An 18,665-nucleotide genomic window follows, 5' to 3' on the forward strand; every position below is an offset into this window, starting at 1 on the left:
GCCAGGCGAGCCCTCTGGGCCGGGACTTTGTCTAGAGCGCTTCACAGCTGTCGGAGAGGACTGCCAGGAGCCGCAGTGGATCAGGGAGGGCGCCGCCGTCCGGGGGGCGCACCCAGACCGTCTCACGGCCGTACGGGAGCACCGAGGGCGGCGCGAGCACGTAGCTGTCGCGGCAGTGCCAGCGCATCCCGGGGGTCTCGGTGACGGTCGCGGGCGAGCAGTCCAGGTGGCAGGACCACCACTCGTCCTCGTCCATGGGGACGCCGCGCGTGGCGACGAAGAACAGGTAACGCTCGTCGCCGATCGCGGCGACCGGGCCGACCGGCAGGCCCCCGGCGTCGATGCGGGCCAGCGCGTCGGCCCCGGCCGCGGCGGGCACGTCGAAGACGTCGAAGACGCGGCCGGTCGGCAGGACGATGTTGGCGCCGGGGCGTTCGGCCCACATCCGGCCGACGACCTCGACGTCCACGCTGGCCTGGAGGGCCCAGGCGCCCGAGACGGGATGGGCGCCCGGGTCGGGACAGCCCACCCGGTCGCAGGAGCAGGCGCGGTCGGCGCCCGCGCCCGCGCCGGGGACGCAGGGCCAGCCCATCGCGGCGTACTCGCGGGCGGCGGCGGCCGTCCGGTCGAGGCGGTCGCGCCGGTCCCGCCGGTCGCGCACCTGTCGTCGTCGGCTGCCCGATACCGCCAGCATCCCCGCCCCCTCGCACGTCAAGGTCGAAAGTGCATCCTTGATAGCCGATGATGCCGGTGCCCCGGCCCCGGGAACACGCCAACCCCCCACGAACGGTCCTAAGTGACTACCCGGCCATGCCCCCCGGCGATGGACCACGTCACCCGAAGTGACGGGGTTGCTACAGAGGATCCCGCCCGCGACCTCAACTGTCGCGCGAGTGCCTAACTGCCCTGGCGGAGCGAAGCCGGAGGCGAACTCCGCCAGGGCAGATCGCGAAGCGATGTGGCACTCGCAAAGGCACGGTCAGGGGGCGAGCCGCCAGGCGAGCCCCCTGGGCTTTGGCTTCAAGAAACACAGCGGTGGGCGGCTTCGGTGGCCCAGTAGGTGAGGACGATGTCGGCGCCCGCGCGGCGGATCGAGATCAGTGACTCGTCGATGGTGCGCTCGCGGTCGATCCAGCCCTTCTCCGCCGCCGCCTCGATCATCGCGTACTCGCCGCTGACCTGGTAGGCGGCCACCGGCACGTCCACCGCGTCGCGGACGCGGCGCACCACGTCCAGGTAGGCCCCGGCGGGCTTCACCATCACCATGTCGGCGCCCTCGTCCAGGTCGAGGAACACCTCGCGCAGCGACTCGTCCGCGTTGGCCGGGTCCTGCTGGTGGGTGGAGCGGTCGCCGAACTGCGGCGCGCACTCGGCGGCGTCGCGGAACGGGCCGTAGTACGCCGAGGCGTACTTGGCCGAGTAGGCGAGGATCGGCAGTTCCTCGTGGCCCGCGCCGTCCAGGGCCTCGCGGATCGCGGCGACCTGGCCGTCCATCATGCCGCTGGGCGCGACGACGCGGGATCCGGCCTCGGCCTGGGCGACCGCGATCGAGGCGTACCGCTCCAGCGTCGCGTCGTTGTCGATCTCACCGTCGGCGGTGACGATGCCGCAGTGGCCGTGGTCGGTGAACTCGTCCAGGCACAGGTCGGTCATCAGCACGGTCGCGTCGCCGAGGTCGGCGGCCAGGTCGCGCAGCGCGACCTGCACCACGCCGTCGGGGTCGTCGCCCGCCGAGCCCCGCTCGTCCTTGACCGCGGGCACGCCGAACAGGATGATCCCGCCCACGCCCGCCTCGACGGCCTCGTGCGCGGCCTTGCGCAGGCTGTCGCGGGTGTGCTGGTGGACGCCCGGCATCGACGCGATCGGCGCGGGCTCGGTCAGCCCTTCCTTCACGAACATCGGCAGCACGAGGTCGGCCGGGCTGAGCCGGGTCTCGGCGACCAGGCGGCGCAGCGCGGGCGTGCGGCGCAGCCGCCGCGGCCGCGCGACGGGGAACTGAGCGGACATGACCCCTTCTTCCTGCGGGCTTGCTGGGAGGACGGCTACTTGCGGCGGCGTGCGCCCCGGCGCATCTGGCTCGGCTTGCGCAGCGGGTCCCCGGCCTCGACCTGGGCCGCCCGCCTCTTCGCACCGTACTCGGCGAGCGCCTCGGCGAGGGCCGACACCGACGGTTTGTCCGCCATGACGTCCACGCGCAGCCCGTACTCCTCGGCCGTCTTGGCGGTCTGCGGGCCGATGACCGCGATGACCGTCACGTTGTGCGGCTTGCCCGCGATGCCGATGAGGTTCTTCACCGTCGAGGAGGAGGTGAACAACACCGCGTCGAACCCGCCGCCCTTGATCGCCTCGCGGATCGGGGCGGGCGGCGGCGCGGCGCGCACGGTGCGGTAGGCGGTGACGTCCTCGCACTCCCAGCCGAGCGCGGTCAGCCGGGCGATCAGGGTGTCGGTGGCGATGTCGGCGCGCGGCAGCAGCACCCGGTTGATCGGGTCGAGGTCCTCGTCGAAGGGCGGCCACACCTCGGCCAGGCCCTCGCTGGACTGCTGGCCCGACGGCATCAGGTCGGGCTGCACGCCGAACTCCACCAGCGCGCGGGCGGTCTGCTCGCCGACCGCGGCGACCTTGAGCCCGGCGAACGCGCGGGCGTCCAGGCCGTAGTCGACGAACTTCTCGCGCACCGCCCGGACGGCGTTGGTGGACGTGAACACCACCCACTCGTAGCGGCCGGTGACCAGGCCCTTGACGGCGCGGTCCATCTGCTGCGGGGTGCGCGGCGGCTCCACCGAGATGGTCGGCACCTCGTCGGGCACCGCGCCGTAGGCGCGCAGCTGCTCCGACAGGTCGGCGGCCTGCTCCTTGGTGCGCGGCACCAGCACCCGCCAGCCGAACAGCGGCTTGGTCTCGAACCACGACAACCGGTCGCGCCAGCTCACCACGTCCCCCACGATGATCATCGCGGGGGCCTCCATGCCCTTGGTGTCGGCGGCGAGCCGGGCCAGGGTGGAGACCACCGTCTCCTGCTCGGTGGTGGTGCCGAGGCTGGTCATGGCGGCCGGGGTGCTGTCGGCGCGGCCGACCGCGATCAGCCCCTTGGCGACCTCCGAGACCGTGCCCTCGGCGCCCAGGATCACCAGCGTGGCGTCGGGCGCGGAGAACTTCTCCCAGTCGACGCCGCCCTCGGCGGCGTCGATGACGCGGACCTCGCGGCGCTTGCCGTCGGTCAGCGGGATGCCGGCGTATCCGGGCACGCCGGTCACCGCCGACACCCCCGGCACCACCTCGAACGGGACGCCGGCCTTGGCCAGCGCGCCGCCCTCGGCGGCCAGGGCGCCGGCCGTGCCGGGGTCGCCCGGCAGCAGCCGCACCACGCGGCGGCCCGCCTTGGCGGCGCGGGCGGCCAGCTTGGCCGGGTCGCCCTCGGCGGCGTCGACGATCTCGGCGTCGGGGCGGGCGTGCGACAGGATCTCGGCGTGGCACAGCGCGCGGTCCACCACGATCACGTCGGCCCGGCCGAGCTCGGTCGCGGCGCGCAGGGTGAGCAGTCCGGGGTCTCCGGGACCGGTGCCGACCAGGGCGACCAGGCCCGGTCCGGTCGTCTCGGCGGTGGGCTTGTCGGCGGCCGGGGCGGTGGCCGGGCGCTGGCTAGCGGGGCTCAATGTCGCGTTCCCCCATCAACTGGTCGGCCCCCTCGGCGAGCATCCGGTGCGCGAGGTCGCGCCCGATCTCCTCGGCCCGGTCAGGGTGGCCGCTTGCGGACAGCCGGATCTCGCGGCGGCCGTCGGCGGCGACGACGGTGGCCGTGAGGTGCAGCTCTTGTTCTACTTCGGCAGCGTATGTTCCCACGGGCGCCGAGCATCCCGCCTCCAGCACCGCCAGCACCGTGCGCTCGGCGAGCACCGCGGCGCGGGTGGCGCGGTCGTCGACCGTGCCCAGCAGCTCGATGAGGTCGGCGCGGTCGGCGCGGCACTCCAGCGCCAGCGAGCCCTGGCCGGGCGCGGGCAACATGCGCTCGGGGCCGAACACCTCGGCGACGTCGTCCAGGCGGCCGATGCGCCGCAGGCCCGCGTGCGCGAGCACGACGGCGTCCAGCTCGCCGCTGGTGACCTTGCCCAGCCGGGTGTCGGCGTTGCCGCGGATCGGCACCACGTCGAGGTCGGGGCGTAGCCTCCGCAGCTGCGCGACCCGGCGGGGCGATCCGGTGCCGACGCGCGCACCGCGCGGCAGGTCGTCCAGCTTGGCGTGGCCGCAGAGCGCGTCCCACGGGTCGTCGCGGCGCGGCGTGGCGGCCAGCGTCAGCCCGTCGGCGGGACCGGTGGGCAGGTCCTTCAGCGAGTGCACGGCGAAGTCCACCTCACCGGCCAGCAGCCTGTCCCGGAGCGCGTTGACGAAGACGCCGGTGCCCCCGATCTGCGCGAGCAGTGCCTTGGAAACATCACCTTCGGTGGTTACCCCGACCAGCTCCACCGCATACCCCGTACGCTGCGACAACTCGTCGGCGACCAGCTGCGACTGGGTCGTGGCCATGAGGCTCTTGCGGGTGCCGAGCCGCAGGGGCCCCTTGCTAGCGGTCACGATCGTGTTCCTTCACTGTCAGCGGTGTCGCCGCCGGGCGCGCCGGACGTCGCGCTGGCCCAGGGGCGGACGGTGGGCGTGGTGGCGGGCGGCTCGCCGTCGCGCAGGTCGGCGCGGGCCACCGCCACCGGCGCGGTGGGGTCGAGGTCGAACAGCTCGCGCAGCGCGTCGGCGTAGGCGTCACCGCCCGGCGCGGCGGCCAGCTCCTTGACGCGGACGGTCGGGGCGTGCAGCAGCTTGTCGACCACGCGCCGCACCGTCTGGCCGACCTCCTTGCGGGCGCGCTCGTCCAGCTCGGGCAGCCGTCCCGACAGGCGGGCCAGCTCGATGTCCACCACCTCGGCGGCCATGCTCCGCAGCGCGACCACCGTCGGCGCGACGGCGGCGGCGCGGGCCGCGCCGAGGAAGGCGGTCACCTCGGCGGCGACGATCTCCTGCACGGCGGCGACGGCCTCGGGGCCGATCGCGCGGGCGGCCTCCTGCGCGGTGCGCAGGTCGTCCAGCCCGGCCAGCGCGACGCCGGGCAGCGCGCGCACGCCCGGGTCGATGTCGTGCGGCAGCGCGAGGTCGAGCAGGAACCGGCGGCGCGGTTCGCCGCCGGGCCCCGCCTCGCCGACGCCCGCCGCGGCGAGCTGCTCGGCGGTCAGCACCAGGCCGGTCGCGCCGGTGCACGACACGACCAGGTCGGCCTCGGCGAGCGCGGCGTCCAGGGCGGACAGCTCGATCGCGCGGGCCGGGGTCTCCAGCGAGTCGGCCAGGCGCTCGGCCCGGTCGAAGGTGCGGTTGGCGATGACGATCTCGCCCGCGCCCGAACGGCTCAGCGTCGCGGCGGCCAGGCTGCTCATCGAGCCCGCGCCCACCACCAGGGCGCGCAGCCCGTCCAGCGGGCCCAGGTGCGCGACGGCCACCTCCAGGCCCACGCTGACCAGCGACGCCCCGGCCTTGTCGATGCCGGTCTCGTGGTGGGCGCGCTTGCCGACGCGCAGCGCCCGCTGGAGGACGTCGTGCAGCTCGCGGCCGAGGGTGCCCTCGTCCTGGCCGAGCTTGAACGCCGCGCGGATCTGGCCGAGGATCTGTCCCTCGCCGACCACCATCGACTCCAGCCCGCACGCCACCGCGAACGCATGCTGGATCGCCCGCTCCTCGTAGTGCACGTACAGGTGCGGCGACAGGTCGTCCAGCGGCACGCCGGTGTGCAGCGCCAGCAGCTCGGTGATCGTGGTGACGCCGCCGTGGAACCTGTCGACCACCGCGTACACCTCGACGCGGTTGCAGGTCGCCACGATCGCGGCCTCGGCCACGTACGGCGAGTCGTGCACCCCGTGCAGCAGCTTGGCCAGGTCGTCGCCGGACACGGCGGCGCGCTCCAGCAGCGCCACCGGGGCGCTGCGGTGACTGAGCCCCACCACCAGGACGCTCATGGCCGGCCCCCCGCTCGCCTCTCCCGCCGCCCGCTCATGCGGTCACTCCCGATCCGCTCATGCCTCTACCGCCTCGACGTACTGCGCGGCACCGGGAGGGTCCTCGCCGGAGGCCGGCGGGGCGTACCCGTCGGGCCCTCCGGCCTTCCGCTGCTCGTGGAACGCCAGGATCTGCAGTTCGATGGACAGATCGACCTTACGCACATCGACCCCGTCCGGCACCGACAGCACCACCGGCGCGAAGTTCAGCACGCTGGTCACGCCCGCCGCCACCACCCGGTCGCACACCTTCTGGGCGGCGCCCGCCGGGGTGGCGATCACCGCGATCGACACCCGCCGGCCGCTGATGATCTCCTCCAGCCGGTCGATGTGCTCGACCGCCATGCCGGAGATCTCCTGCCCGACCAGCGCCTCGTCGGCGTCCAGCAGGCCCGCCACGCGGAACCCGCGGGAGGCGAAACCGCCGTAGCCGGCCAGCGCCCGGCCCAGGTTACCGACCCCGATGATTGCCACGACCCAATCCTGGGTCAGGCCCAGTTCACGAGAGATCTGGTAGACGAGGTACTCCACCTCGTACCCCACGCCCCGGGTCCCGTAGGAGCCGAGGTGCGACAGGTCCTTGCGGAGCTTGGCGGAGTTGACGCCCGCGGCGGCGGCCAGCTCCTCGGAGGAGACGGTGGCCACACCGCGCTCCTGGAGGGTGTGCAGGGCCCGCAGGTAGACCGGCAGGCGCGCCACGGTGGCTTCGGGGATGCCGCGCTCGGCGCGGTCGCGAGTGCGGTTCTGGCGAGGTGTCACGGCCTGCTCTTCGGGGGCTCGACGCTGAGTCTGACCCCGGTCGGAGCGCGACCGGGTCGGAGTAGCCGCGGCCCGGCCGCACCAGGGCTGTCCACCAGATTAAGCCTTTGTGAATACGCGCACAAAGTCGCCCCCCGGGCGGGCCGCCGGACAGATCATCTTGGAAACGGGCAAAACCGCAGGTCAAGAGGGGTTCAAGGGTGGGATGGCGCCAGCTGGGCGGGGCGGGCGGGCCCCGCCGGGTGTGACTGACGAGACACCGTCTTTTTCCGGTGTGTCACTCCGCTCACACCAGAGTGTGCTTACGGGTGGTCGCGGCGGCGTCAGGCCGTGCGGCGGGCCTTCTCGATCGCGGCGCGCAGCCGGGCCTCGTCCACCCGCCAGAAGTCGTGCTGCACGCCGTTGACCAGCGTGACGGGGATCTGCTCCCAGTACTCGCGGGTGTCGGCCTCCGACCGCGTGATGTCCCGCTCCTCCACCCGCGCGCCCAGGTCGGCGGCGACCCGCTGGATGATCACCCGGGCGTCGTCGCACAGGTGGCAGCCGGGCTTGCCCAGCAGGGTGACGGTGACGTCGGACGGCAGGTCGTTCGGCGGGTCGTTCGGCGGGTCATTCGGCGGGTCATTCGGCAGGTCGCTCACGGTGCGCTCACAGGACGGGGCGGCCGCCGGGCGCGGCGGGCGCCGACAGCGGGGCGAGCTTGGCCGCGCCCAGCCTCAACTCGATGACGTTGGTGGTCAGCACGTGCGAGCGCGCCTCGCCCTTGAAGCGCTGCCAGTGCGGCTGCTGGCGCTGCGCGGCGAACGCGGCCTCGTCGCGGAACAGCCAGTAGAAGATCCGCTGGGTGGGCGCGTTCTCCACCTGGTGGCAGGCGAGGATCATCGTGTCGGGCTCGGCGGCCTTGGTGGCGGCGACCAGGTCGGCGGCCAGCCGGTCGAAGGCGTCCTCGCGGCCGTCCAGCAGCGTGTAGACCGTGATCTGGCCGCAGGCGGCCGACAGGTCCGGCGGGCCGGGCAGTCCGGGCAGGCCCGGCATTCCGGCCAGACCGGGCAGTCCCGCGGCCTCGCCGGACGGGCCGCGCAGGCCGTCCAGGCTGGTCGGCGGCGACGCGGGGACCGGCTCGAAGGCGGGCTCGGGGAAGCGCAGGTCGTCGGCCGGAGCGGGCGCGGGCTCGGGGAAGCGCAGGTCCTCGCGCGGGGCGGGCTCCGGCGGCGCGACCGGGGCCGCCGCCTGCTGGGGGAAGCGGGCGGGCTGCTCGTCGTAACCGGTCGCGGGGCCGGTCGCGGGGCCGGGCGCGGGCTGGTCGTCGTACTCCTCGTCGTCCTCGTACACCGGGATGGTGCGCATCGCGCCGTACCAGACCAGCCCGGCCGCGCCCGCGAGCATGAGCACGGCCAGGAACGACGGCAGCAGCCCGCGCGTCCCGGCCACCACCAGCACCCCGGCGAGCGCCACCAGCGCGATCGGGATCAGCAGCTCGGCGGCCTCGCGGTCCTGCTTGCTCGCCAGCAGCGCGGTCACCACCGCGCACGCCACCAGCGAGATCACCGCGACGACGTGGCCGCCGTCGATCAGCAGCAGCGGCAGCGCGTCGTAGGCCTCGCCCGGCTTGGGCAGGCTCTTGTCGAGCGTCTTGGTCAGCGGGTCGGCCAGCAGGATGACGATGGCGACCACGGTGTAGGACAGCGTGAACAGCCAGGCGGCGAACCGGACCTGCACGTAGCGGGCGATCAGTTCGACCATGCCGAGGGCCAGCCACAGCGGCGCGATCAGCGCGGCACCGGTCTCGGCCACCTTGAACAGCAGGTCGTTGAAGCCCAGCAGGAATCCCAGCGCCATCGTCAGCAGCGACAGCGTGATCCCGACCAGGGTCACCGACCAGGCGATCAGGTAGAGCAGCCGGTCTTTGTAGGCGCGCATGATCAGCAACCCGGTGGGCACCAGGGCGCCCAGGGTCGCCAGCAGCGCGATGAGAGCTTCGAGCATCGCGCCCCATGGTGCCCGATGCGAAGCGGTGAAGGGTAACCGCTCCCGGCGAAGTGACCCGAACGTGCCGTACGGAGGCCCGTGCGGAGACCCGTGCGGGGCCGCCCCGGGGCCCGTCCCGCGTCCCGGCGCGCACCGCCGTCCCGCAGGTCCGTGCGGGCTCGCCATTGCCTGCCGAACCCGTCGGTATCTAGAGTGGCTCATCACGTCGGAGGTCGCGTATGCCCCGAGGAGAACTGCATGAGCAGCTTGACCCTCGATGTCCGAGTGACACCGGTTCCCCTGCCCCGTCCCGCCCGGCGCCCCGGCAGCGCCGCGGCCCGCCCGTCGGACGCCATGCGCGACCTGGTGCTGCGGGCCCGCGACGGCGACGCCGAGGCGTTCGGCGCCCTCTACGACGACTACGTCGAGCTGGTCTACCGCTACGTCTACTACCGCGTCGGCGCGCACCCGCTGGCCGAGGACCTGACCAGCGAGACGTTCCTGCGGGCGCTGCGCCGCATCGGCGACTTCCACTGGCAGGGCAAGGACTTCGGGGCCTGGCTGGTCACGATCGCGCGCAACCTGGTCGCCGACCACTTCAAGTCCGGCCGGTACCGGCTGGAGGTGTGCACCGCCGAGCTGCTGGAGCCCGACCGCCCGCAGGAGGGGCCCGAGCGGGCGGTGCTGGACGACCTGACCAACCGGACGCTGCTCGCGGCGGTCCGGCGGCTGGGGTCGGAGCAGCAGGAGTGCGTGGTGCTGCGCTTCCTGCACGGGCTGTCGGTGGCCGAGACCGCGCTGATCATGGAGAAGAAGACCGGCGCGATCAAGGCGCTCCAGTACCGCGCGGTGCGGGCGCTGGCGCGGATGTTGCCCGACGACCTCCGGGTCCACTGACGAACGGTTCCGGGCGCCGGGCCGTCACCTTCCGGCCCGCGCGCTCGTTCTCGTGAACACGACCGCACTCCAGGGGGACGCCATGAGAACGCGGCGGAGCAAGGCCACCGGTGTCCGCGGGCCGCTGGCCGGCCTGCGGATGGACACCGCCGATCCCGATCCCCGCTTCCGGGCCGTGCTGCGCGAGCGGCTGCTGGAGGCGGCGGAGGCGGGGCCGGCGACGGCCGAGTCCCGGACGGCCCCGGCCGCCGAACGGGCTCCGGCCGCCGAACGGGTCCCGGCCCGCCGCGAGGGCCGCCGCAACCGCAGGCGGCGCGTCGGCCCCGACCGGCGCCCTGACTAAGCTCGGCTCATGCGGCTTTTCTGGCAGCGCGGCAAAGAGGAAGATCCGGTGAGCGCGGGCAAGGCGGCCGCCGCCGCGGCGGCGGAGCCCGAACCGCTGCCCGAGCCCGATCCGACCGCCGCCGCGTTCTTCGACGTGGACAACACGATGATGCGCGGCGCGTCCATCTACTACTTCGCGCGCGGTTTGGCCTCACGCAAGCTGTTCACCATGCGCGACCTCGCCATGTTCGCCTGGGGCCAGGCGGCCTTCCGGCTGCGCGGCACCGAGAACGCCGAGCACATCGGCAGCGCCAAGGAGGCCGCCCTCGCCTTCGTGGCCGGGCAGAACGTCTCGGACCTGGTGCGGCTCAGCGAGGAGATCTACGACGAGGTCATGGCCGACCGCATCTGGCACGGCACCCGGCGGCTGGCGCTCCAGCACCTGGACGCCGGGCAGCAGGTGTGGCTGGTCACCGCCACGCCGGTGGAGGTGGCCCGCACCATCGCGCACCGCCTGGGCCTGACCGGCGCGCTCGGCACCGTCGCCGAGACCAGCGCGGGCGTCTACACCGGCCGCCTGGTCGGCAACCTGCTGCACGGCTCGGCGAAGGTGGAGGCGATCCGGGCGCTGGCGCAGCGCGAGGGGCTGGACCTGGCGCGCTGCTCGGCCTACAGCGACTCGGTGAACGACCTGCCGATGCTGACCGCCGTCGGCCACCCGCACGTGGTCAACCCGGACGCGGCGCTGCGCGAGCACGCCCGGCAGAACGGCTGGCCGATCCACGACTTCCGCACCGGCCGCAAGGTGACGATGATCGCGCTGCCGGCCGCGGCCGGGGCGGGCGCGCTGGCCGGGGGCGTGGCGGCGGGCGTGGCGCTGCGGCGGCACTACCGGTCCTGAGCGGTCCGGGGCATACGGCCCGGCCGGGCCGGGCGAGGGATCAGAAGAAGGCGGGTCCGCGCCGCAGCAGGGTGTCGTAGAGCATCTGCTGGACGTTCTCGCGCACGTGGTCGGTCAGGTTGAAGACCGTCATGGGGTCGTCGGCGGCGTCGGGCCCGTAGTCGCCCAGCGGCATCGGCTCGCCGAACTGGATCATCCACTTGGACGGCAGCGGCACCAGGCCCGCCGGGCCGAGCCACGGAAAGGTCGGCGTCACCGGGAAGTAGGGCAGGCCGAGCAGCCGGGCCAGCGGCTTCAGCTCGGCGAGCTTGGGATAGATCTCCTCGGCGCCGACGATCGCGCACGGGATGATCGGCACGTTCGCGCGCAGCGCCGTCTCCACGAACCCGCCCCGGCCGAAGCGCTGGAGCCGGTACCGCTCGGCGAACGGCTTGCCGACGCCCTTGAAGCCCTCGGGGAACACCCCGACCAGCTCGCCCTTGCCCAGCAGGCGCGTGGCGTCGGCGGGCGAGGCCAGGGTGTGCCCGGCCTTGCGCGACAGGTGGCCCAGCATCGGCACCTGGTAGATCAGGTCGGCGCCGAGCAGCCGCAGGTCGCGGTGGAGGTGGTCGTGCACGCCGACCGACAACATGATCCCGTCGATCGGCACGGTGCCGGAGTGGTTGGCCACGATCAGCGCGCCGCCGTCGGCGGGCACGTTCTCCTGGCCGGACAGCTCCACGCGGAACCAGCGCTCGTACAGGGCGCGGGCCAGCGGGAGCAGGACGGTGCGGTTCAGCTCGGGGTCGAAGCCGAACTCGTCGACCTCGTACTCGCCCGCCAGGCGGCGGCGCAGGAACGCCAGCCCGGCGGCGGCCCTGCGTTCCAGGGGATGGCGTTCGGACGGCGGCGGTCCGGGCTCGTCGATCCGCGGCTCGGGCCGGGCGGTGTTGAGCGGGATGACCTGGGCGCCCTGCTCGCCGGCGGGCCGCCGGTCGTCGTGGTGGTGCGCGTTCACCGTCGTGACCTCCCGAAACCGGCCGTCAGCCGCGGCCCAGCGCCGCGCCCAGCCGGTCGATCAGCTCCAGCGGGGCGCTGCGCCCCAGTCCCTGCGCGGACACGAAGTCGGCGAAGGCCGCCTCCGAGCCGTATTTCGGCCGCCAGGCCAGCTCGCCGACCAGCGCGGTGGTGTCGATGACGCGGCCGTAGGTCAGCCAGCGTTGCAGCTCGGGCGAGAACCCCGACAGGCCCGCGAAGCGGCGGCCGAGGTCGCCCAGCGTCGAGATCGACGGCGCCGGGACCGGCACGTAGGGCCGCCCGGCCCGGCGCAGCGCCTGCGACAGCAGCAGCACGCCGTCGCCGGCCACGTTGAAGCAGCCCGGGTGGTCCTCCACCGTCATCCGGCGCAGCACCTCGACGCCGTCGTCCTCGTGCACGAACTGGAGCCGGGGGTCGAACCCCAGCACCGTCGGGACGACGGGCATGCGCAGGTACCGGGTGAGCGGGGAGTCCACTCCCGGGCCGAGGAAGTTGGCGAAGCGCAGCACCGAGACCGTGAGGTCGGAGCGCCGGCGCCGCAGCCCGCGCACGTAGCCCTCCACCTCGACCGCGTCCTTGGCGTACCCGGAGGTGGGCGCCTCGACGGGCTCGTCCCGCTCGGTGAACACCGCCGGGTCCATCGGCGAGGAGCCGTAGACCGCCGCCGACGAGCGCACCACGAGCTTGCGCATGTCCGGCGACCGCTGGCACGCGGCCAGCAGCTGCATGGTGCCGATGACGTTGAATTCCTTCACCTTCGACCGCGGGCCCGACGCGTTCGTCACCAGGTTCAGGTGGACGACCGTGTCGACCTCGGCCGAAGAGATGATCTTCGCGATGCTCGGCGTGCGGATGTCGACCCGCACGAACTCGGTGCGCCCGAGCGGCGTCGTGGGTGGGACCGTGTCCACGCCGATGACCCGTTCGATGCCCGGGTCGGCTTGCAGCGTGCTGGCGACCCGCGCCCCCAGGAAACGGGAGACGCCCGTGACGAGGACGACACGGGCCGCGGCGGAGGGCATGGAGGACACTGTGCGCCCCACCCCTTACGGCTCGGTGGCCTGCGTGTCTACTTCTTGTTGCGGCGCTGGATGCGCGTCTTCTTCAGCAGCTTGCGGTGCTTCTTCTTGGCCATCCGCTTGCGGCGCTTCTTGATGACAGAGCCCACGAGACCTCGCTACGGCATATCGGGTGTCTTACAGGAGAAGGACAGTTCGCCGCCGAGCAAGACTCGGGTGACGTACACGGTCCGATGCCCAAGGGTACCGCTGTGCCGGTGGCGGTCAGGCCGCCGGTCACCTGGACACGCCTGGACTACCCCTGGCGCACCACCCGAAACAGGTGTCGCGGGCGTTCCGGCGCGGCCGGGAGCGGCCGAAAACGGTCTCGCGCTCCTTCGGACGCGCGGGCGCGCGGGCGCGCTCCGGCGCGTCGGGACACGGGCACGGGACCGTTCCCGGCGTCCGGGACACCGGCGGCATCGGCGATGCCTCCGATCCCCGGACACCGGCACCGGCGGCCCTCGGCCGCCGGCCGGTCCTCGCCCTTGTTCCCCGGTTGCCGCCCCGGGCCTCGCGGCCCGGGTCAACGCCCCCTGCACGGCCGGGGCGGGAGCGGGCGGCGGGCGGGGCCCGCCACCGCCTCCGCTATCCGGCTTCGATGAACGCGTCGCGCAGATAGTCGTGTACGGCCTGCTCGGGTACCCGGAACGAGCGTCCCACGCGGATCGCGGGCAGCTCGCCGGAGTGGACGAGGCGGTAGACGGTCATCTTGGACACCCGCATCACCGCCGCCACTTCGGCCACGGTCAGGAACCTGACCTCGCTCAGAGGTCGCTCGCCTGAGCTCATCGGACGCCCTCTTCCACACGTGCCGCGCACCGGCCCTTTGGGTGACTTTGATCACGCACGTGTACTTCCCCCAGCGTAAATCGTGTATCGACAGTCGCAAGAGGGGAGTTCCACTCATTTCCGTACCCTGCCCTGTCCCCGCGGCCACACTGACCTTCCGTACGCAGCGTGGAGATGACGGCACCGAGCGTCGCGCGACGACGGATCGTGCGGCCAGACCACGCGATGACCTGCGACTCAGGGGTCACCGGCGGGCGGACGCCGACCCAGCAGCCCCGGGACGGCCGTCGCGTCACACCCTGTGACGTTCGCGGGCCCGCCGCGGCGGGGTTTCCGGGCGGCCCGGAGTTCAGCCGAGGCCGGCGCGGTCGAGCAGGTAGGCCGTCAAAGGCGCGTAATGGTGCGGCGATACGCCGTCGTCCAGCGGCACCGTCACGGCGATCTTGCCTTCGGCGGCGCCCACGAACAGCGCGGGGTCGTTACAGTCCGCGAAACCGACGGCGTCGATGCCCGCCTGGCCGGCCGCGCCGCACCAGCCGTGGTCGGCGATGGCCAGATCCGGCCAATAGCCGGAATCTTCGGTCACCGAGCCCTCGGCAGGAGTAGCGGACAGCTCGGCGAGCATGGCCCGCATCGGGTGCGGGTCGTGGGTGTGGTGGGTGCGGCCGTCGCCCTCCAGCATCGCCACGCCGCCCTCGGCGTAGACGATGCGGCGCTTCTCGGCGGTGCCGTGGTGGTCGACCTCGTACTCCCAGCCCGCCGCCGGGGTCAGCACGCGGCAGCCGCGTGCGGCCAGGGCGCGCGCGACCGCCTGGTAGAGGGGCGTCAGCGTGGCGGGGTGGCCGGTGGCGAGCACGACGTTCTCGGCGCGGCGCGCGGCGAGGCCGATGCGGTCGCCCATCGCCTCCAGGGCGTCGATGGTCAGCTCGGGATCGATGGTGTCGTCGCCGTACAGGTGCAGGGGGTTCGGGTCGACGCCGCAGCGCTCGACCATGATCTCCAGCACGTCGCGCTCGGTGTAGGAGCGCTTGAACTCCAGGCCGAACTGGTAGTACGGGTTGCCGACGGCCATCCGGCGGAAGTGCAGCAGGTTGTTCTGCCGGGGCGTGGCGACGTCCCCGGAGATCATCGTCCGGACCAGGTGGGCGCGCAGGTCGGCGCGGCTGATGATCCCCATCAGATGTCGGTCATGGGGTCCAGGCCGTGTTCGGGGAACACCGCGCGGCGGGTGGCGAGGACCGCCTGGTCCACCGGATTGGCCGGGTCGTAGCCGCTCTCCCAGGTCTGCACGTGCACCTCGCTCGTTCCGTCGGTCATCCGGCGCGGCGCGATCTCCTCGGTGCGCAGCCGGACCAGGCCGCGCCAGCCGTCGGGGGTGGCGGCCAGCGGGTCGATGGGGCGGCCCGCGGCCTCGGCCAGCAGGTGCGTCCAGGCGCGCGGCACCACCTGCACCAGCTCGTAGCCGCCGCCCCCGGTGGCCAGCCAGCGGCCGCCGGAGACCTCGTGCGCCAGCTCGTGCAGCCGGGCGTAGGCGGTGCGCTGGCCGTCCACGCTGAGGATCAGGTGCGCCAGGGGGTCGAGCGCGTGCGCGTCGGCGCCGTGCTGGGTGACCAGGACCTGGGGCGCGAACGCACGCAGCAGCGGGGGAACGACGGCCTCGAAGGCGCGCAGCCAGGCGGCGTCGCCGGTGCCGGGCGGGAGCGCGACGTTGACGGCGCTGCCCGGGGCGTTCGGGCCGCCGGTCTCGTTGGGGAAGCCGGTGCCGGGGAACAGCGTGCGCGGCGTCTCGTGGAGGCTGATCGTCATGACGCGGGGGTCGTCGTAGAAGGCGGCCTGCACGCCGTCGCCGTGGTGCACGTCGATGTCGACGTAGGCGACGCGCTCGGCGCCGTTCTCCAGCAGCCAGGCGATCGCGATGGCGGGGTCGTTGTAGATGCAGAAGCCGCTGGCGGCCCCGGCGAGGGCGTGGTGCAGGCCGCCGGAGACGTTGGCGGCGTGCTCGGCCTCGCCGGTCCACACGGCCCGCGCGCCCGCGACGGACGCGCCCGCGATCAGCGCGGACGCGTCGTGCATGCCGAGGAAGACGGGGTTGTCGGCGCTGCCGAGGCCGAGGCGCAGTTCGGGGAGGCCGGTGGCGCCCGCGTGCTTGACGGCGGCGATGTAGGGCTCCTCGTGCACGAGGCCGAGCAGCGCGTCGTCGGCGGCGTCGAAGCCGGCGACGGTGACGTTGGCGCGGTCCAGCAGGCCGAACTCGCGGGCGAGCGCGATCGTCAGCTCGACGCGCACCGGGTTCATGGGATGGCCGGGACCGAAGTCGTAGCCGGCGAGCCGCTCGTCCCAGAGCACCCGGAGGCCGCAGTGCCCGCGCGACGGCGGCGACGCGGCGCCGCCGGAATCCCTGCTGCTCATGACCTCACGGTATCGCCCCCGATGGTGGACACGTCCAAGTGACATGGATCACCACAGAGGGCGACGGACCGGACGCCCCGGGTTTCGGTCCGGTCCTCAACCCTGCTTCGGTGCTACAAAGTTGTGACGTGAACAATCCCTGAACGGCGGGCATCTAAGTAACACACCTGAAATACGACAAATGGGGTGTAGGTAGATGGACACGCGCCCGCCCGGCCCGCTCCCGGCAGAGGTCACCCCGCTGCCGACCGCGAGCCCCACCCCCGGCACCGCGACCACCCCCGCCGCGCGCCGCCTCCCCTACGACCGCCGCCCCAGCGCCCGCAGCCGCGCCATCTCCGGCGCGCTCCGCATGGGGCTCCGCCCGTTCATCCACCACGTGCCGACGCGCGGCATCCGCACGGCGCGCTCGACCGTGGACGCCGCCTCCTTGCTGATGCGCCCCTCGCAGCGCGTGCACATCCGGCCGCTGCACGACCCGCGCGTCGAGACGCGCCGCGACGAGCCCGCCGTCACCGGCGAGTGGGTGGTGACGCGCGAGATCGAGCGCACCCCCACCGGCGGCGCGATCCTGTACCTGCACGGCGGCGCGTACGTGGTGTGCTCGCCGCGGACCCACCGCCCGATCACCTCGCGGCTGGCGGTCGACACGGGCCTGCCGGTGCTGGTGCCGCGCTACCGGCTGGCGCCCGAGCACCCGTTCCCGGCGCCGCTGGAGGACGCGGTGGCGGCCTACCGGTGGTTGCTGGACCGGGGCGTGCCCGCGTCCGGCATCGTGATCGCGGGCGACTCGGCGGGCGGCCACCTGGCCGCGTCCCTGACCGGCGAGATCTGCCGCACGGGCCTGCCGAGCCCCGCCGGGACGGTGCTGTTCTCGCCCTGGGTGGACCTGACGTGCGAACTCTCCACGCGGGCGCAGCGCGCCGCCCGCGACCCGTACATCAGCGCGCACGCGGCCCGCAGGGTCGCCCGTCTCGTGGTAGGGCCGGCCGGATTCGACGACCCGCGGCTGGCCCTACTCACCCGCCCGTGGACCGACGCCCCGCCGATCTTCATCCAGGTCGGCGGCGCGGAGGTGCTGCGCCCGGAGGCCGAGGCGCTGGCCGAGGCCCTGGTCGCGGCGGGCAACGAGTGCGAGCTCCAGGTCTGGAAGGGCCAGATGCACGTCTTCCAGATCCTGAACCGGGTGCTGCCGGAGGCGAGCGCGGCGATGCGCGAGACGGCGCGCTTCATCAGGACGGTGACCGGGACGGCGGCGGCCGCGTCCGTCGTGGAGGGCGAGGGGGCCGTCGCCTGACGCGCCTTTGGGCGCGTCACTCCGCCCGCAGCGCCGTGACCGGGTCCAGGCGGCCCGCGCGGCGCGCGGGCACCACGCCGAAGAAGACGCCCACCGCCACCGAGACGCCGAACGCCAGCGCGGGCGACCACCACGTGATCACGGCGGGCACCGGCGACGCCGCCGAGATCGCCAGCGCCGAGCCCGCGCCCAGCACGATGCCCGCCACGCCGCCCAGCGACGTCAGCAGCACCGCCTCCACCAGGAACTGGGCGAGGATGTCCCGCTGTCGCGCGCCCAGCGCCTTGCGCAGGCCGATCTCCCGGGTCCGCTCGCGCACGCTCACCAGCATGATGTTGGAGACGCCGACGCCGCCCACCAGCAGCGAGATCGCCGCGATCGCCGCCAGCACGCCGGTCAGCGCGCCCAGCACCGTCCCGATCGTGCCCAGCAGCTGGGTCTGGGTGATCGCCGAGAAGCGCTCGCCCCGGTACTTGCGCTGCAACGCGTCCACGACCTGCTTCTGGAGGCGCGGGATGGCCTCGCTGTTCGGGGCGCGCACGGCCAGGAAGTCCACGCGCGTCACGCCGAACATGCGCTGCGCCGTCGTCACCGGGACGTGGACCTCGCCGTCGCGCGTCTGGCCGAACGTCTGCCCCACCTCGGCGAAGACCCCGACGACGCGGAAGCGTGTGCCGCCCGCCACGGCGATCTGGCGGCCGACCGGATCGACGTCGCCGAACAGGCGGCGCGCCACGTCCGAGCCCAGGACCACCACCCGCCGCCGCGTCTCGACGTCGGTGCGGCTCAGGTAGCGGCCACGGCGCAGCGGCCGGTCGAAGACGTTGCGCAGGTTCTCGTTCGCGCCGACGATCCCGGCGAACGTCTGCGTCCGGCCCGCCCGCACCGTCTCGCCCGAGTTCAGCGCCACCGCGATCGCGCTCTCGTCGCCGGTGACGCGCCCGAGGTAGGCCACGTCCTCCAGCTGCATCCGGCTGATCGACGGCGCCGAGCCCAGCGACAACTCCCCCGGCGCCACGAAGATGATGTTGGAGCCCAGCCCCTCGATCTCCCGTTCCACCAGGTCGCGGGCGCCGGTCCCGATCGCCACCAGCACCACCACGGCCGCCACGCCGACCACCACGCCGAACATCGTCAGGGCGCTGCGCAGCCGGTTGACGCGCAGCGCGTCCAGCGCCACGCGGAACGACTCCCCGTACCTCACGGGTGCC

The 18,665-nt window shown here is 73.6% G+C and carries 19 protein-coding genes; 4 read left to right on the top strand and 15 right to left on the bottom strand.

All coding sequences use genetic code 11. From position 1 onward, the window contains the following. Nucleotides 1–31: 31 nt before the first annotated feature. The 8 genes from AH6_RS17405 to AH6_RS17440 form a co-directional block, all read right to left on the bottom strand. Nucleotides 32–694, bottom strand: coding sequence for a bifunctional DNA primase/polymerase (locus tag AH6_RS17405; RefSeq protein WP_067480964.1), 663 nt, complete (start codon nucleotides 692–694; stop codon nucleotides 32–34). Between the two features lie 326 nt (nucleotides 695–1,020). Further along, nucleotides 1,021–2,007, bottom strand: a complete 987-nt coding sequence (gene hemB / locus AH6_RS17410; RefSeq protein ID WP_067480967.1) for a porphobilinogen synthase — start codon at nucleotides 2,005–2,007, stop codon at nucleotides 1,021–1,023. A 35-nt stretch (nucleotides 2,008–2,042) separates the two neighbouring features. Next, a complete protein-coding gene (locus tag AH6_RS17415; protein ID WP_067480970.1) occupies nucleotides 2,043–3,656 on the bottom strand; it encodes a bifunctional uroporphyrinogen-III C-methyltransferase/uroporphyrinogen-III synthase in 1,614 nt (537 codons plus the stop codon). Next, nucleotides 3,643–4,572, bottom strand: a complete 930-nt coding sequence (gene hemC, locus AH6_RS17420; RefSeq protein WP_067480973.1) for a hydroxymethylbilane synthase — start codon at nucleotides 4,570–4,572, stop codon at nucleotides 3,643–3,645. The genes AH6_RS17415 and hemC overlap by 14 nt, the downstream gene beginning before the upstream one ends. Continuing rightward, nucleotides 4,569–5,993: a glutamyl-tRNA reductase gene (locus tag AH6_RS17425; RefSeq protein WP_067480976.1), complete on the bottom strand. Its 1,425-nt coding sequence runs from the start codon at nucleotides 5,991–5,993 to the stop codon at nucleotides 4,569–4,571. Before AH6_RS17425 ends, hemC begins: the two co-directional genes overlap by 4 nt. A 57-nt stretch (nucleotides 5,994–6,050) precedes the next feature. Continuing rightward, a complete protein-coding gene (locus AH6_RS17430) occupies nucleotides 6,051–6,791 on the bottom strand; it encodes a redox-sensing transcriptional repressor Rex (RefSeq protein WP_067480979.1) in 741 nt (246 codons plus the stop codon). Nucleotides 6,792–7,114: 323 nt separating this feature from the next. Beyond that, entirely contained in the window at nucleotides 7,115–7,423 is a 309-nt protein-coding gene (locus AH6_RS17435; protein ID WP_373861780.1) for a glutaredoxin family protein, read from the bottom strand. 16 nt (nucleotides 7,424–7,439) lie between these two features. Beyond that, on the bottom strand, nucleotides 7,440–8,777 hold the full coding sequence (locus tag AH6_RS17440) for a putative quinol monooxygenase (RefSeq protein ID WP_067480982.1): 1,338 nt from the start codon (nucleotides 8,775–8,777) through the stop codon (nucleotides 7,440–7,442). 240 nt (nucleotides 8,778–9,017) lie between these two features. On the opposite strand from AH6_RS17440, the gene AH6_RS17445 reads away from it, so the two are divergent. From AH6_RS17445 to AH6_RS17455, 3 genes are all read left to right on the top strand, one after another. After that, nucleotides 9,018–9,656: a sigma-70 family RNA polymerase sigma factor gene (locus tag AH6_RS17445; RefSeq protein ID WP_067480985.1), complete on the top strand. Its 639-nt coding sequence runs from the start codon at nucleotides 9,018–9,020 to the stop codon at nucleotides 9,654–9,656. A gap of 82 nt (nucleotides 9,657–9,738) precedes the next feature. Then, nucleotides 9,739–9,999 carry a hypothetical protein gene (locus tag AH6_RS17450; RefSeq protein WP_067480988.1) on the top strand — a complete coding sequence of 87 codons (261 nt, stop codon included), beginning with the start codon at nucleotides 9,739–9,741 and terminating at the stop codon, nucleotides 9,997–9,999. 9 nt (nucleotides 10,000–10,008) lie between these two features. Continuing rightward, on the top strand, nucleotides 10,009–10,881 hold the full coding sequence (locus tag AH6_RS17455) for an HAD family hydrolase (protein WP_157431539.1): 873 nt from the start codon (nucleotides 10,009–10,011) through the stop codon (nucleotides 10,879–10,881). A gap of 40 nt (nucleotides 10,882–10,921) precedes the next feature. On the opposite strand, the gene AH6_RS17460 is transcribed toward AH6_RS17455, so the two are convergent. From AH6_RS17460 to AH6_RS17480, 6 genes are all read right to left on the bottom strand, one after another. After that, nucleotides 10,922–11,878, bottom strand: a complete 957-nt coding sequence (locus AH6_RS17460; RefSeq protein WP_067480995.1) for a lysophospholipid acyltransferase family protein — start codon at nucleotides 11,876–11,878, stop codon at nucleotides 10,922–10,924. A 25-nt stretch (nucleotides 11,879–11,903) separates the two neighbouring features. Then, a complete protein-coding gene (locus AH6_RS17465) occupies nucleotides 11,904–12,920 on the bottom strand; it encodes an NAD-dependent epimerase/dehydratase family protein (RefSeq protein ID WP_067480998.1) in 1,017 nt (338 codons plus the stop codon). 47 nt (nucleotides 12,921–12,967) lie between these two features. Beyond that, on the bottom strand, nucleotides 12,968–13,066 hold the full coding sequence (locus tag AH6_RS42535; RefSeq protein ID WP_018654693.1) for a 30S ribosomal protein bS22: 99 nt from the start codon (nucleotides 13,064–13,066) through the stop codon (nucleotides 12,968–12,970). 478 nt (nucleotides 13,067–13,544) lie between these two features. Continuing rightward, the gene (locus tag AH6_RS17470; RefSeq protein WP_026414196.1) at nucleotides 13,545–13,748 is read right to left on the bottom strand and encodes a helix-turn-helix domain-containing protein; all 204 of its coding nucleotides are present in this window, start codon (nucleotides 13,746–13,748) and stop codon (nucleotides 13,545–13,547) included. A 349-nt stretch (nucleotides 13,749–14,097) separates the two neighbouring features. After that, entirely contained in the window at nucleotides 14,098–14,925 is an 828-nt protein-coding gene (locus tag AH6_RS17475; protein WP_067481001.1) for a phosphatase, read from the bottom strand. After that, nucleotides 14,925–16,157 (bottom strand): acetoin utilization protein AcuC, encoded by a 1,233-nt coding sequence (locus AH6_RS17480; RefSeq protein WP_067481004.1) that lies wholly within the window; start codon nucleotides 16,155–16,157, stop codon nucleotides 14,925–14,927. The genes AH6_RS17475 and AH6_RS17480 overlap by 1 nt, the downstream gene beginning before the upstream one ends. A gap of 196 nt (nucleotides 16,158–16,353) precedes the next feature. Between AH6_RS17480 and AH6_RS17485 the strand changes: the two genes are divergently transcribed. Next, nucleotides 16,354–17,454 carry an alpha/beta hydrolase gene (locus AH6_RS17485; protein WP_067481007.1) on the top strand — a complete coding sequence of 367 codons (1,101 nt, stop codon included), beginning with the start codon at nucleotides 16,354–16,356 and terminating at the stop codon, nucleotides 17,452–17,454. A gap of 16 nt (nucleotides 17,455–17,470) precedes the next feature. On the opposite strand, the gene AH6_RS17490 is transcribed toward AH6_RS17485, so the two are convergent. Beyond that, nucleotides 17,471–18,658: an ABC transporter permease gene (locus AH6_RS17490; RefSeq protein WP_067481011.1), complete on the bottom strand. Its 1,188-nt coding sequence runs from the start codon at nucleotides 18,656–18,658 to the stop codon at nucleotides 17,471–17,473. Between the last annotated feature and the right edge of the window lie 7 nt (nucleotides 18,659–18,665).

Origin of the sequence: Actinomadura hibisca NBRC 15177 (assembly GCF_001552635.1) — a bacterium.
In the GTDB taxonomy this organism is placed as follows: domain Bacteria; phylum Actinomycetota; class Actinomycetes; order Streptosporangiales; family Streptosporangiaceae; genus Spirillospora; species Spirillospora hibisca.